We start from the raw sequence: 13297 nt of genomic DNA, 5'->3' as shown, positions 1-13297 counted from the left end.
GGCTCAGGCGTTATTTCAATTGCTCAGCAAGCTCTTCGGCCCCTTTATCAATACCCACTTCCGCAGCACTCAGCGAGCCAACGCTGGCGGAGACATTCATTGCGTTCGGATACTGTTTGGCGAGATAGGCATGCAGGAGATGATTGGTCGATGCGTCGTAAATTTCGACGGCATAATTCACCGAGCCGCTGAACATCCCCTGACCACCGCGGATGGACTGAACGATATTGTAGGGACCACCGGCCAGGTCGAACTTGGTGAAAGTGCCGACGAATGGGGTGGTGGTATCGGCACCGGTAAGCGTTAACTTCAGGCGCAGGGCATCGGGGGCGGGCGCAGAGACTTGTCGAAAACGCGGGCGCAGTTCCTCGCTAAACTTTTTCTGCATGTAGCTCGCCAACTGCTGGCGGTCTGCCTGTTCCATGTCGCCGAACTGATTGTCGCTACCCTGATAAAGCGTTACCGGCTCGATCACCATAGAATGGTATTTACTCCAGTCCACCGGAGGAGCATAGCGGTAAGGAATGCGGTCAGCATTATCGCCGGTATTGGCAGTGAGTTGTGCGGCAGAATCGATACCGGCATAGCGTACGGGCTGATTACTGGAGCAACCGCTAAGCAGAATGGCCAGCGAAATCAAAACTGGGCAGGTGGCCCGGGATAGCGTCATCATTTGAAATGTCCTGTAGTGTTTAGGGAGTGGAAACCCCATTATTTCTGGCTTTTAACGCCGCCCAATCCGGTTGAGATAAGGCGGCGTTTGTCCTTAAAAAAGCCGTCAGGCAAAGCGTGACAGCCAGGGGGTGATTACTGTATAACTGTACGGGCTAGTTTTGATTACAATCTTCAGACTGTCAACAAAATGTTTCGGCGGTGAACGTTGCCTCTGACGCAGGGGCGGGGGAGAAGCATGAAAACGACGCAGAATATTCCAGGGGAACGCATCATCGCTGAAGCAGCGGCACTGCTTGAGCACCCCGATACGCAGCTATTGTCCTTCAGGATACTGGCCGTGCGGCTTGGGTGTTCAGAGCGAGTGCTGTGTAATCATTTTGTCGATGTCAGGGCCCTGCTGACGGCGGTGATCCGCACGTATGCCACCCGGCATCTGACCCAGGCGGTAGCGGTTATGGTTGAACCCGGAGGGCGACCCCTGCGGGAAACACTGGTCTGTTTTGGCGTGCGGCTGCTGCTGGTCATGCAGGACGATCGGAACGCGCTGAATGTTTATCGCCGCGTCATTGCCGATGGCTCACGCAGTGACATCGGCCTGCTGTTCTATGAGGCCGGTCTGCGGGATGCGCTGGAAAAAATAACGCATGCGCTGGATAGCGCGATGATCCGCCAGGAACTGCGCATGGGTGACCCGCGAGTGATGGCCCAGCAGTTGCTCTCACTCCTTTGCGTCGCTTGTGAAATCAGGCTGTTAGAGCGGACACCGCAAACCGTCACCCTTTGCCAGATAAGAAAAAGGGTGCGAGAGGCGGTCAACGTATTTCTTTATGGGGTAACCGGCGAAGTAACCCGGAAAGCCGCCCGCCAGCAGGCTCAATGAGGAATGGCTCACTGGTCCAACTGACTGACGATCGCCAGGCGCGCGCGATAGCCGTTGCGGATATGCTGGCAGGCCGCTTCCTGCGCCGCCAGCGAGTCGTGGCGGGCGAGGGCGTCGACGATGGCCTGATGCTCGTTTTTCGCCTCTTCCGCCCGTTCGGGCAGGGCGTAAGTCGTGCCGCGCAGGAGAGAGAGGTGGATGCGCAGGTTATCAAGCATTTCGTTGAGATAAGGATTATGCGTGGAACGATAAATCTGGCGATGGAACAGGCGGTTATGATCGTGCAGGGCCTGGCTGTCGGTAAGGGTTTGCTCAGCGTCGACCATATTCTGTAGCAGGGCAATCTCCTCGTCGGAAGCGGCAGCAACCGCCAGCTGGATGGCGATTCTCTCCAGCCCTTCCCGCACCGCGAACAGCTGGCGCAGCCTTTCATAGCTGATATTGGCCACAATCAGCCCGCGCTTCGGACCAGGCTCCGCAAGCCCGAGCGTCTCCAGCCGGTGTAATGCTTCTCGGATCGGGGTTCTGCTCAGGCCAAACTGCTCTGCCAGCCGGGTTTCCTGTAAGCGCTCCCCCGGCAACAGCTCGCCTTTTTCGATAGCGGCGATCAGAATTTCAAAGGGTGACATTGTCACATCGCGATTGGTTGATTTTAAGTTCATGTTTTATAGGTTTATTTTTAAGTTTTTTACAACGCTAAGGGCCGAAAACGGGAGGCGTTGACGAGGCGATCATATTGCCACAGTAAATCATGATTTATCGCACATTTTGTTCTTAGCATATCGCAAAATCATCTTTTGACCTGCTCCTCAGCGCTGGTATGTTGAGTGCATGATTTACTGTATACAAATGAATTCAATAAATCATCACTTTGTTTTATAAGATTTATTTTACTGCCAGCCTCAGGGAAACCCGACATGACCATCGCAGACGCGACAGTGACAACCCCTTTAAGGGGAGCGCAGCTCAGCCACTTTATTCACCACGCGCACGAGCAGGCGATCCCTCCCGCCGTACGGCATGAAGCTAAACGCGCGCTGATTGATCACCTCGGCGTTGCGATTGGTGCGGTGAATGATGATGCGGTCCGTGCCGTTCGTCAGGTCGCTAAAATCTGGAATGCCTCAGGCGAGGCGCGAATTTTTCTTGGTAAAACCAGCACGCCAGCGCTGGCGGCGCTGATTAACGCCACCATGGCCCACGCGGCGGACTATGACGACACCCATCCGGCGGGGGCTGGTCATCCCGGTGGCCCATGCTGGGCAGCGGCGCTGGCGATGGCGCAGGCGCATCCGGTTAACGAAGAGCGCGTGTTAAGCGCCTTTATCGCCGGTTTTGAAGTGATGGCGAAACTGGGCGGCGGCTGGGTGCCGGGCGTGGGACGCAATTTGCAGCGCCGCGGCTTTCACCCCACCTCGGTTGTCGGACGCGCAGGTGCGGCGGCGGTGGCCTCCTCTATCCTCGGTCTGTCGGAAGAACAGATCCGCAACGCTCTTGGCGCGGCAGCCACCATGATGGGGGGATTACAGAAATCCTCCGGCACGCACGGAAAACCTTTCCACGCGGGTAAAGCCGCAATGGACGGTATCCTCGCCGCACAGCTGGCGGCAGAAGGGTTTGTCGGCGCGCAGCACTTCTACGAAACCGACGGTTGGGTTAAGAATTTTATTCAGGACGGCAGCGCGGAAATCCCGCCGCTCGATTTCGGCGATACGTGGGAACTGCTGACCAACGGCTACAAGCTGTATGCCAGCTGCCGGGGAACCCATGCGTCCATTGAAACCGCCCGCAAGATCTATCCACAGCTCAAAGGACGCGCAATGACCCGCATTGCGGCAAAGGTGCACCCGATGGGGATGGTCAACGCCGGGATTATGGAGCCGAAAACGCCGCTGGAAAGTAAATTCAGCATTCCACACTGCATTGCCCTGGCGCTGAGCGGCTATGCCCTGAACGATACCGATTTTACACAGCAAACGGTGGATGACCTGACTGCACGCGCGCTGCTGCCGCTGCTGGAGGTGGAAGCCGTCGAGGGGCAGTCCGCCAGCTCGGCGTTTATTGAGGTATGGCTGGACGATGGCGAGGTTCTTCGCGCTCATACCGAGGTCTACCGTGGTCATGCGCAGAATCCTCTGAGCGATGAGGAACTGCGGGCTAAATTTGATTCGCTGGTTATTCCCGCGCTGGGTGTCGGACGCAGCAATGCGCTCTATGAGGCCGCCGCGCATTTTGAGCGCCCGGGTTCGCTGGCGCAAATCACCGCGTTACTTGCCGGTGAGTACTGATTCTTTCGTAAGGAAACTCATTCATGACCCTTGCCCGACAATTTGCCGGAAACCTGTTGCAATTTTCCCGTCAGACATTCTCCGCCGCCGCGCGCGAGCAGGCCAGGACGGCCATTATTGATACGCTGGGCGTGACGCTGGCCGGCGGCGTGCAGGACGGCGCCGACAGGCTGCGGCGCGTTATTGTGCCTTCGGCTGCGATGGGTAAAAGCCGCGTTTTCGGCACTGACCTGCGGCTCAACGCGCTCGATGCCGCGCTGCTGAACGGCGTATCGTCCCATTTACTGGATTTCGACGATTCCAACTCCTGGCTTCACGGCCATATTTCGGTTGCCGTCCTGCCGGCGCTGCTGGCGCTGGCGGACGAACGGGATCTTAACGGCGATGCGGTGATTCGCGCTTACCTCGCCGGTTATGAAACTGCCGTGCGGATGGGAAAAGCGGTGAGTCCGTTCCAGTACCGGCACGGCTGGCACCCAACCACTACCGTGGGCATTTTTGCCGGAGCCGCGGCCTGCGCCGTGCTGCTGGAATTAACTGAACAGCAGACGGCGACGGCGCTGTCGATTTGCGCCTCGCTGGCATCGGGCATTAAGTCCAATTTCGGCAGTCAGACCAAGGCGCTTGCCGTCGGGCAGGCCGCGCGCAGCGCCGTAATGGCGGTGCGGCTGGCGCAGGAAGGATTCAGCGCCGGACAGATGGCCTTTGAACATCATCACGGCTATTTCAACGTGTTTAACGGCAGTGACAACGTTGCGCCTGAGGCACTGACCGATCCCTGGCAGGAGACGCCGTCTATTCTCGACGTGGAGAAGAGCAATAATTTTAAATACTTCTCCTGCTGCTACGCCATCTTATCGCCGGTAGACGGCGTGCTGGCGCTGCGTGAGCAGACCGGCCTGCGCCCAGACCAGGTGGAGAGTATTGAGGTGCAGGTTCACCCGATTCGCTTCCCGCACATCAATATTCCGCAGCCGGAAAACCCGCTGGCTGGCAAATTCAGCCTGCACTACTGCGTGGCGCGCGCTTTTGTCGCCGGTACGCTGACGCTGGATGACTTTATCGACAGCGCGCGATTTGCCGATCCGGCCACTCAGGCGTTAATGCACAGGGTGACGCTGGGCTGTCATAACGGTGAGACCACGCATACCGCAGAAGTGACGCTGATCGCCACGGACGGACGGCAGTTTCACCAGCACATTGCGGGCGCTCGCGGCTCTAACGCCGATAACCCGTTGCCAGAAGGGCTGCTGGCCGAAAAATTCCTCGACTGCGCCGGGCGCGTGCTGTCGCCTGAGATCGCGCGAGCGTTCTATGAACGGCTGCTGCAAGACGATTACAGCTGAGCGAAACGGTGATGACATTACAGTTAATCCCAGGGGAGATCACTCCCCTGTTCGCGGGCGTAATGGTGTGCTGTAGCTTTCTTACCTCGGCGCTGACGGCGGCGATGGGGCTGGGGGGAGGAACCGCACTGCTGGCGGTAATGGGGCTGGGGATGCCGGTGAGCAGCCTGATGCCGGTGCATGGCATGGTACAGCTGGGGTCGAACCTGAGCCGGACGCTTATCCAACGCGTCTACGTGGTCTGGCCGCTGGTGCTGTGGTTTTTACTGGGGAGCGCCGTTGGCATTGCGCTTGGCGCGCCGGTGGCAGCGGTGATACCGGACAGTGCGGCGCGTATCGCTCTCGGGCTATTTATCCTCTGGTCGGTGCTGCGTAAGCGCGGCGATGCAAAGCCGCTGAACCGAACGTTTTTCGTTATCGGCGGCGGTATCAGCAGTCTGGGGACGATGATTGTTGGCGCCACCGGCCCAATGGTCGCCGGACTTATCAGCTCCCAGGGGCTGAAAAAGCAGCCGCTGATCGCCACGCACGCCACCTGCATGGTGCTCCAGCACGGACTGAAAATTCTGGCGTTTGGTCTGATGGGGTTTGCCTGGGCCGCCTGGTTACCGCTGCTGGTCGCGATGATCGCCAGCGGGGCGTTTGGCACCTGGCTTGGCTCACGGATGCTCGATAATTTGCCGGAAAAGCTGTTCCGCGTGACGTTCCGGCTGACCATGCTGTTATTAAGCGCGCAGTTGATCTGGCAGGGCGCCCGTAGCTGGGTCGGTTAGTCTGTTTTCGCATTTTAGTAGAAAAAAGGAATCACCATGCTGAAAAGAACAAAAGCATTTGCAGCCGTTTTGCTGATAGCGCTAGGAAATTTTGCCTTTACCGCTTTTGCTGAGGATGCACCAGCGGCCAATGGCGAGATGCTAAAGAAAATTAAGGCCCGTGGAGAACTGGTTTGCGGCGTTCATCCCGCTCGCCACGGCTTTGCGGCCATTGACAGCAAAGGAAACTGGGTCGGTCTGGACGTGGATTTTTGCCGCGCGCTGGCGGCTGCGGTATTTGGCGACGCCAGCAAAGTCCGCTTCACGCCGCTTTCCACCGCGCAGCGCTTCCCGGCGATTCAGTCCGGCGAAGTTGACGTGCTGTCGCGCAATATCACCGCTTCTCTGACCCGCGATGTGTCGCTGGGGCTGAATTTTGCGCCGCCTGACTTTTACACCGGCACCGGTTTTATGGTGCGGGCCAATAGCGGCGTGAAGAAAATTGAGGATCTGGACGGCGCGACGGTGTGCATTACGCCGGGCAGCAGCACCGAGCAGAACGTGGCGCAAATCTTCGCTTCCCGCCATCTGCACTATACGCCGGTGGTGATTGAGAATAATAAAGAGTACGTTTCCGCCTATCTTTCCGGTCGCTGCGATGCGATTGCCCGCGACAAGGTTGCGCTGCCGGGGGTTAAAAACTTCGATGCCGAAAAACCGGAAGACCATATCATCCTGCCAGGCATCTATTCAAAAGAGCCGCTGGCGATGGCGGTACGTAAAGGCGATGACCAGTGGTTCGATATTGTGAAGTGGGTGGTTTACGCCACGTTTAATGCCGAAGAGTTACAGGTCGGACAGGCGAATGTCGACGAACAGCTTAAATCCGCTGACCCGGATATTCAGGGGCTGTTGGGCGTCAGCGGTGATTTTGGTCAGAAGCTGGGGCTGGATAATAAATGGGTTTACAACATCGTCAAGCAGGTGGGTAACTACGGCGACATTTATAACCGTCACTTTGGACCGCAAAGCACTGAACCGCTCGATCGCGATCTGAACAACCTGTGGACCAACGGCGGCCTGCTGTATGGATTACCGATTCGTTAACCGAGGCATCCCTGCTTAACGGGCGCGTTTTACTCAGCGCCCGTTACAGACCGTGAAAAAATGAAACAACCAGACCACGCCAGCCATAGCCTGGCACCATCAAAAACGTCTTGGCCGCCGAGCCCGTTTCGTCCTGCCAGCCTGCTGGGCAGCAAAACGGTTCGCGGCTGGTGCTACCAGCTGCTGCTTGCGCTACTGCTGGTCAGCTTTGGCTGGTGGCTTTACAGCAACGTCGTGGACAACCTGCAAACGCAGCGCATTACCACCGGCTTCGCCTTCCTTCATCAGAGCGCGCAGTTCGCCATTGGCGAGACGCTGATCGATTACACGCCGCGCGACAGCTACGCCCGCGCCGTGCTGGTCGGCCTGCTCAATACCCTCTACGTAACGATCTGCGGCATCGCGCTGGCAACCGTGCTGGGCTTTATCGTCGGCCTGGGGAGGACCTCGAAAAACTGGCTGCTGGCAAAGCTTGCCGAAGGGTATGTGGAGCTTCTGCGCAATGTGCCGGTGATTTTGCAGGTAATTTTCTGGTCGATGGTGATCCGCAACCTGCCGTCTCCCCGGGGAGCGATTGAGCTGGCAGGCGCCGGATTCCTCACCAATCGTGGGCTGACCATGACCATTCTACAGTCGCATCCCGGCTGGTTCTGGACGTTTTGCGCGCTGCTGGCGGCGCTGGGGCTGAGTCTTTCGCTGTCGGCGCTGGCGCGGCGACTGCGCGAACGGCAGGGTCGTATATTGCCGACGGCCCGACTGCGCGCCGCGTTGATTATTGGCCTGCCGCTGCTGGTCTGGTGGCTAAGCGGCGCGCCTCATGCGCTTAATCAGCCGGAGCTGCGCGGTTTTAACTTCCGCGGCGGGTTAACCATCAGCCCGGAATTTACCTCGCTGCTTCTGGGGATTACGCTCTATTCTTCGGCGTTTATCGCCGAGATCGTCCGCGCCGGGGTCCAGTCGGTGCCAAAGGGGCAAATTGAGGCGGCGCGCTCTTTATCGCTCTCTTCATGGCATGTGACTCGCCACATTGTGATTCCGCAGGCGATGCGCGTGATGGTTCCACCGCTGGCCAGCCAGTACGTCAGTCTCGCCAAGAACAGCTCCATAGCGGTGGTCGTGGGCTACCCGGAGCTGGCGAATATCAGCAACACGCTAATGAATCAGACCGGACAGGCGCTGGAGGCCATCGCCATCATGATGGTGGTCTATCTGATTATCAGCGGCACCACTTCTCTGCTGATGAACCTGTTTAACCGTTACGTTGCCATTAAAGAACGTTGAGGAGTGCCTGTGCGACATTCTGCTATTAACTGGCTGCGTCGTAATTTGTTCAGCAGCCTGGCGCAAACGGCGCTCACCCTGGCGTTGGCGCTGTTGATTCTGCTGGTGGGGTCGAAATTGCTGCGCTGGGGCGTGACCGATGCGGTCTTTTCTGGCGGCGTGACGGAGTGTCGGGCCGCTGCCGGAGCCTGCTGGGCGGTAATTGGCGAGAAGTATCGCCCGATCCTGTTTGGTCTCTATCCCTATGAGCAGCAGTGGCGTCCGGCGCTATGTATGCTGGTGTGGTTTGTCAGCGTGGCGCTCTCTCTGTCGCCCATGTGCTGGCACTCCCGGTTCCTCTGGCCGCTGTGGGGCGTGTCGCTGGCGGTGATGTCCATTTTGATGAGTGGCGGGGCGTTTGGCCTGGTGCCGGTTCAGTCCGCTGACTGGGGCGGTTTGCCGCTGACGCTGCTGCTTTTTTCCGGCACGGTAATTATCGGTATGCCGGTCTCGATAGCGTTGGCGCTGGGGCGTCGTTCGCCGCTGCCGTTCTTACGCGGCCTGTCGGTTATTTTTATTGAAGGGCTGCGCGGCGTGCCGCTGATCACCATTCTGTTTGTGGCGGTAAACGTATTGCCGCTCTTTTTGCCCACCAATATGGAGATCAATAAGCTGCTGCGCATTATTGTCGGCATTGCGCTGTTCTTCGCCTGCTATCAGGCGGAGGTGATTCGCGGCGGTTTGCAGTCTGTCCCGCGCGGCCAGTATGAAGCGGCGGCGGTGCTGAACCTGAGCTACTGGCATACCACGACGAAAATCGTTCTGCCGCAGGCGCTGCGTATCTGCCTGCCCGCGGTCACTAACCATATTATCGCCGCGATGAAAAATACCTCGTTCGTGATTATTATCGGCCTGTTTGACGTGCTGACCGCCACCAGCGCGGTGATGCAGGACCCGCTGTGGCGCCGCTATTATATTGAAACTTATCTCTTTATCTCCGCTATTTATCTCGTGTTCGGCTTTATGCTTTCCCGCTACGCCATCTGGGTAGAAAAACGCATTGACGCCAGCCGTAACGCAGAAGGAACCTCCTGATGTCGCAACGTCCAGTGATTGAAATAAACGCCGTTAGCAAGTGGTACGGAAAATTCCAGGTGCTAAACACTGTCTCTTTGAACGTGGCAAAAGGGGAGCGGGTGGTGATCTGCGGCCCATCGGGCTCCGGGAAATCAACGTTAATCCGCTGCATCAACCGGCTGGAGGAGCATCAGCAGGGGCAGATTTTGGTTAACGGCATCGAGATGAACGATAACGTGCGCAATATTAATCTTATTCGCCAAAACATCAGCATGCTGTTTCAGCAGTTCAACCTGTTTCCGCACCTGAGCGTGCTGGATAACCTCACGCTTGGCCCGACGCTGGTGCGCAAAATGACGCCTAAGCAGGCGACGGAACTCGCCATGCACTATCTGGAAAAAGTCCAGATTGCCAACCAGGCGTATAAGTTTCCACTCCAGCTTTCCGGCGGCCAGCAGCAGCGCGTGGCGATTGCCCGCGCGCTCTGCATGGAGCCGGAAATTATGCTCTTTGATGAGCCCACCTCGGCGTTGGACCCTGAGATGATTAAAGAGGTGCTCGACGTGATGCTGGATCTGGCCGAGGGCGGAATGACGATGATCGTGGTCACTCATGAGATGGGCTTTGCCCGAACCGTGGCGGATAACGTTATTCTGATGGCCGATGGGCGCATTGTGGAGTCCGCGCCGCCAGAGAAATTCTTTAGCCAGCCGGAACATCCTCGCACCAGAAAATTCCTTGAGCAAATATTAAGTCACTAAGTTTACTGCCACGGAAGGCTCTGCCCGACAGGAAAATAGTAAGGCCAGCTCATGTTGGCCTTAATAACCGTCAGGCGAAAAAGAGTTATCAGGGGGCCGGAAAGACCAGCGAACAGGCTATTTATATAATTCCCCCTTTAATCGTGAATGACTTCGTTCGCGGTTGAGCGATAATAAACCCGCCGAAAATATCTTTTTCCAGCAGCGCAACAGGCCGAACGCCGTGTCCCTGTGGATCGCCCCTACATGCAGGCTTATGATTTACAATAAATAGTTTAATTACGACATTATTAAATAATAAAGAAGTGAACTCTACTAAATAAATCAGTAATGCAATGCGTAAATGGGTATTACCTGAGCACATGAGCTTCTCTCGTCGTTTGATTTTTTTTGACTTTAAATAGCTGTAATACGCATAAAGGGCGGGATTGATTTTGTTAACCGTCAGTTATACTGTTTTTAAAATTAGCATACACAAAGTTGTATCTCTGCTTATTTGCGGAGCTTTTCTGGAACATCACGTTTCCGTTATTGCCAGGGGTATTATGCGTAATCAATCCGCTTCGTCGTCGCCTGCGGCTGACGGCAGTTGGTCTTTTTTCGATGTTTTCGCTGTTGCTCACGCTCTGAGAGAGGAACTGAGTACGCTGGCGGTGACATCCGATCTCCGCAGTGACTATCAGCAGGCGCGGGAAAAACTGCGCCAGTCTGGCCTGCTGGCGCTGCGCTTGCCCCGCGCCGCCGGGGGTTACGGCGGCAGTCAGACCGAGGCGATCGCCGTCAGCCGCATTCTGGCGCAGGCGGACGCCGGCATCGCTCAGTTACTCCAGCCTCATTATGGTTTTACCGATACCCTTTCCCTGCTGCCCTCGGATGAGGCGCAGCGCGTCCTGTTTCAGGACGTCCTGAACGGTGAGCGTATCGCCAATGCCGCCAGCGAGCGGGGCGGTAAACATTCTGCCGATTTTTCCACCACGCTGATCCGCGAAGGCGATCGCTACCGCATCAACGGACGTAAATATTACGCCACCGGCTCCATTGGCGCGCGCTGGATAACGGTGATTGGCAAAAACGAGCAGGGCGGCCAGGCGCTGGCCTATATCCGTACCGATGCGCCAGGCGTCACGCTGATTGACGACTGGAATGGTCTGGGACAGCGTGGCAGTTCCAGCGGATCGTTGATTCTCGAAAACGTGGAGGTGTCTGCGGATTATGTTATCCCGGTATGGGATGCGCAGCATCGCGGCGCGGCCTGGCATGAAAGCGGGCGCCTGATCCACGCGGCTATTGACCTGGGTATCGCCGAAGGCGTTATCCAGTGGGGATTACTGACGGTCGCAACGGATAAACGCATTCCGTTTGAATCGCCTTATCCCTCGCTGGCGGAAGACCCGGTGCTGCAATATCAGGTTGGCGTGCTGAGCGCGCGTACTTTGTCGGTTGCCGCGCTGCTGGAGAGCACGGCGCGATTGCTGGATGAGGTACAGCAGGGCGATGCCGCAAAACTACCGCAATTGCAGGCGCAGCTGGCCGCGACCAAGGCGCTTGCTGCTGAGGTCGGCCTGGCGGCCAGCAGCGAGGTTTTCTCCTGGAGCGGCGCGCGCGCCGCTGACCGCTCGCTACGTCTTGACCGCTACTGGCGCAACGTCCGCACCCACACCCTGCACGACCCGGTCCGCCTGCGCTATCAGGAACTGGGGCGCAGCCAGATATTCCGCTTTGTTGAATCCTCTGTCGATCGGGAGTCGCATTGATGAGCGCATCGCGCCCGCTAATTTTTAACGCCTTCGAAATGAACGGCGTGGGCTACTATGCCCAGGGAAGCTGGACTCACCCGGATTCGCAGCGTCACCGCTATAAAGATCTGGATTACTGGGTGGAACGCGCTCGTTTTCTCGATCGGGCCGGCTTTACCGCGCTGTTTTTTGCCGATGTGCTGGGCGTTTATGACGTTTACCGGCAGTCGCCGGTTCCCGCCATTGAAGGGGCGGTAGATTTTCCGCTGAATGACCCCTTTATGGTGATCCCGGCGATGCTGGCGGTAACTCAAAACCTCGCCTTCGCGGTGACGGCCTCCACGACCTATGAACACCCGTTTACCTTTGCCCGCCGTTTCGGCACGCTCGATCATCTGGCGAAAGGGCGGATCGGCTGGAACGTGGTGACCTCCTATCTGCCAAATGCGGCGCGCAATTACGGCCTGCCGGATCAGCTGCCGCATGAAGTGCGTTACGCGCGGGCCGAAGAGTTCCTGACGGTGTTCTACAAGCTGCTGGAAGGGAGCTGGGAAGACGATGCGGTGCTGTACGACAAGGCCGCGAAACGCTACGCGGATGCCGACAAGGTGCATCGCATCAATCATCAGGGTGAATATTTCTCGGTACAGGGGCCTTCGCTGACGGAACCGAGCGTGCAGCGCACGCCGGTGATTTTCCAGGCAGGGGCCTCGGCACGCGGGCTTGCCTTTGCGGCTCGTCACGCCGAAGTGGTGTTCGTCAATGGCATGAACCCGGATGCTTTGCGCATCAACGTGGATAAGCTGCGTGCCGCCGCTGTCGCGGCCGGGCGTGCGGCGGATTCCATTAAAGTGCTGACGGATCTTTCCGTGGTCATCGGTCGTAGCCAGGCGGAAGCGGAAAAAAAAGCGGACGCAATCCGCGCCGCGCAGTCGCCGGAAGCCCAGTATGCGGCGTTTGGCGGCGCCAGCGGCTTCGATCTCTCCCGCTATGGCGATGACGACACGCTGTCTGCCGAACCGCATAACTTCTCCCGATCTGAATCGGCACGCTTCACCAGCGAAAAGGCCCGTCCTGACAGCGTTGGCGCCATCAGGCAGCGGCTGGTGAATTTGAGCCCCTACGCCCCGACCCTGGTGGGCACGCCGGAAAGCATCGCCGGGGGTATCGAAAACATTGCTCGTATCACCGGCGTGGATGGCTTCAACCTGCATGAATTTGTCAGCCCGCATGATTTTACCGAATTCGCCGAACAGGTGTTGCCGGTGCTGACGGAGCGCGGGCTGTTCCTGCCGCCGGAAAAAGAGTCATCTTTGCGAAACCGACTGTTTGGAAAGGGTGACCGGCTGAGTGTGCCGCACCCGGCAGCGGATTTTCGCGGACGTTTTACAGCGCAAAAATAACAACAATGATTT

General features: G+C 57.6%; 12 protein-coding genes. 10 read left to right on the top strand and 2 right to left on the bottom strand.

The annotated features are described in order from the left end of the window. Positions 1-10: 10 nt before the first annotated feature. A complete protein-coding gene (locus NG99_RS12340; protein WP_034892968.1) occupies positions 11-673 on the bottom strand; it encodes a DUF3313 domain-containing protein in 663 nt (220 codons plus the stop codon). A gap of 237 nt (positions 674-910) precedes the next feature. Between NG99_RS12340 and NG99_RS12335 the strand changes: the two genes are divergently transcribed. Then, complete coding sequence (locus tag NG99_RS12335) at positions 911-1555, top strand: TetR/AcrR family transcriptional regulator C-terminal domain-containing protein (protein ID WP_052130682.1); 645 nt, start codon at positions 911-913, stop codon at positions 1553-1555. Between the two features lie 8 nt (positions 1556-1563). On the opposite strand, the gene NG99_RS12330 is transcribed toward NG99_RS12335, so the two are convergent. After that, on the bottom strand, positions 1564-2184 hold the full coding sequence (locus NG99_RS12330) for a GntR family transcriptional regulator (RefSeq protein WP_232298280.1): 621 nt from the start codon (positions 2182-2184) through the stop codon (positions 1564-1566). A gap of 288 nt (positions 2185-2472) precedes the next feature. Here NG99_RS12330 and NG99_RS12325 point away from each other — a divergent pair, with 288 nt between their 5' ends. From NG99_RS12325 to NG99_RS12285, 9 genes are all read left to right on the top strand, one after another. Beyond that, the gene (locus NG99_RS12325; RefSeq protein ID WP_034892963.1) at positions 2473-3843 is read left to right on the top strand and encodes an MmgE/PrpD family protein; all 1371 of its coding nucleotides are present in this window, start codon (positions 2473-2475) and stop codon (positions 3841-3843) included. A 23-nt stretch (positions 3844-3866) separates the two neighbouring features. Then, positions 3867-5189: an MmgE/PrpD family protein gene (locus NG99_RS12320; RefSeq protein ID WP_034892960.1), complete on the top strand. Its 1323-nt coding sequence runs from the start codon at positions 3867-3869 to the stop codon at positions 5187-5189. Positions 5190-5200: 11 nt separating this feature from the next. Then, a complete protein-coding gene (locus NG99_RS12315) occupies positions 5201-5962 on the top strand; it encodes a sulfite exporter TauE/SafE family protein (protein ID WP_034892957.1) in 762 nt (253 codons plus the stop codon). A gap of 36 nt (positions 5963-5998) precedes the next feature. After that, a complete protein-coding gene (locus NG99_RS12310) occupies positions 5999-7048 on the top strand; it encodes an amino acid ABC transporter substrate-binding protein (RefSeq protein ID WP_034892954.1) in 1050 nt (349 codons plus the stop codon). A 60-nt stretch (positions 7049-7108) separates the two neighbouring features. Next, positions 7109-8329 (top strand): amino acid ABC transporter permease, encoded by a 1221-nt coding sequence (locus NG99_RS12305; protein ID WP_034892951.1) that lies wholly within the window; start codon positions 7109-7111, stop codon positions 8327-8329. Between the two features lie 9 nt (positions 8330-8338). Beyond that, positions 8339-9403, top strand: a complete 1065-nt coding sequence (locus NG99_RS12300) for an amino acid ABC transporter permease (RefSeq protein WP_034892948.1) — start codon at positions 8339-8341, stop codon at positions 9401-9403. Further along, positions 9403-10146 (top strand): amino acid ABC transporter ATP-binding protein, encoded by a 744-nt coding sequence (locus NG99_RS12295; protein ID WP_052130681.1) that lies wholly within the window; start codon positions 9403-9405, stop codon positions 10144-10146. The genes NG99_RS12300 and NG99_RS12295 overlap by 1 nt, the downstream gene beginning before the upstream one ends. Before the next feature lie 545 nt (positions 10147-10691). After that, positions 10692-11900 (top strand): acyl-CoA dehydrogenase family protein, encoded by a 1209-nt coding sequence (locus tag NG99_RS12290; protein ID WP_052130680.1) that lies wholly within the window; start codon positions 10692-10694, stop codon positions 11898-11900. Beyond that, positions 11900-13285, top strand: coding sequence for an NtaA/DmoA family FMN-dependent monooxygenase (locus tag NG99_RS12285; RefSeq protein ID WP_034892942.1), 1386 nt, complete (start codon positions 11900-11902; stop codon positions 13283-13285). Before NG99_RS12290 ends, NG99_RS12285 begins: the two co-directional genes overlap by 1 nt. Positions 13286-13297 lie beyond the last annotated feature (12 nt).

This window comes from Erwinia typographi (assembly GCF_000773975.1).
GTDB classification, from domain to species: domain Bacteria; phylum Pseudomonadota; class Gammaproteobacteria; order Enterobacterales; family Enterobacteriaceae; genus Erwinia; species Erwinia typographi.
The sequence above is the reverse complement of the archived record's forward strand: the minus strand, read 5'-3'. Positions and strand labels throughout refer to the sequence as shown.

Bases quoted from the DNA above. Each gene is read 5' to 3' on its own strand.
- NG99_RS12295 (WP_052130681.1), top strand. From the start codon at position 9,403: ATGTCGCAACGTCCAGTGATTGAAATAAACGCCGTTAGCAAGTGGTAC.
- NG99_RS12325 (WP_034892963.1), top strand. From the start codon at position 2,473: ATGACCATCGCAGACGCGACAGTGACAACCCCTTTAAGGGGAGCGCAG.
- NG99_RS12335 (WP_052130682.1), top strand. From the start codon at position 911: ATGAAAACGACGCAGAATATTCCAGGGGAACGCATCATCGCTGAAGCA.
- NG99_RS12340 (WP_034892968.1), bottom strand. From the start codon at position 673: ATGATGACGCTATCCCGGGCCACCTGCCCAGTTTTGATTTCGCTGGCC.
- NG99_RS12285 (WP_034892942.1), top strand. From the start codon at position 11,900: ATGAGCGCATCGCGCCCGCTAATTTTTAACGCCTTCGAAATGAACGGC.
- NG99_RS12290 (WP_052130680.1), top strand. From the start codon at position 10,692: ATGCGTAATCAATCCGCTTCGTCGTCGCCTGCGGCTGACGGCAGTTGG.
- NG99_RS12320 (WP_034892960.1), top strand. From the start codon at position 3,867: ATGACCCTTGCCCGACAATTTGCCGGAAACCTGTTGCAATTTTCCCGT.
- NG99_RS12305 (WP_034892951.1), top strand. From the start codon at position 7,109: ATGAAACAACCAGACCACGCCAGCCATAGCCTGGCACCATCAAAAACG.
- NG99_RS12315 (WP_034892957.1), top strand. From the start codon at position 5,201: ATGACATTACAGTTAATCCCAGGGGAGATCACTCCCCTGTTCGCGGGC.
- NG99_RS12310 (WP_034892954.1), top strand. From the start codon at position 5,999: ATGCTGAAAAGAACAAAAGCATTTGCAGCCGTTTTGCTGATAGCGCTA.
- NG99_RS12330 (WP_232298280.1), bottom strand. From the start codon at position 2,184: ATGTCACCCTTTGAAATTCTGATCGCCGCTATCGAAAAAGGCGAGCTG.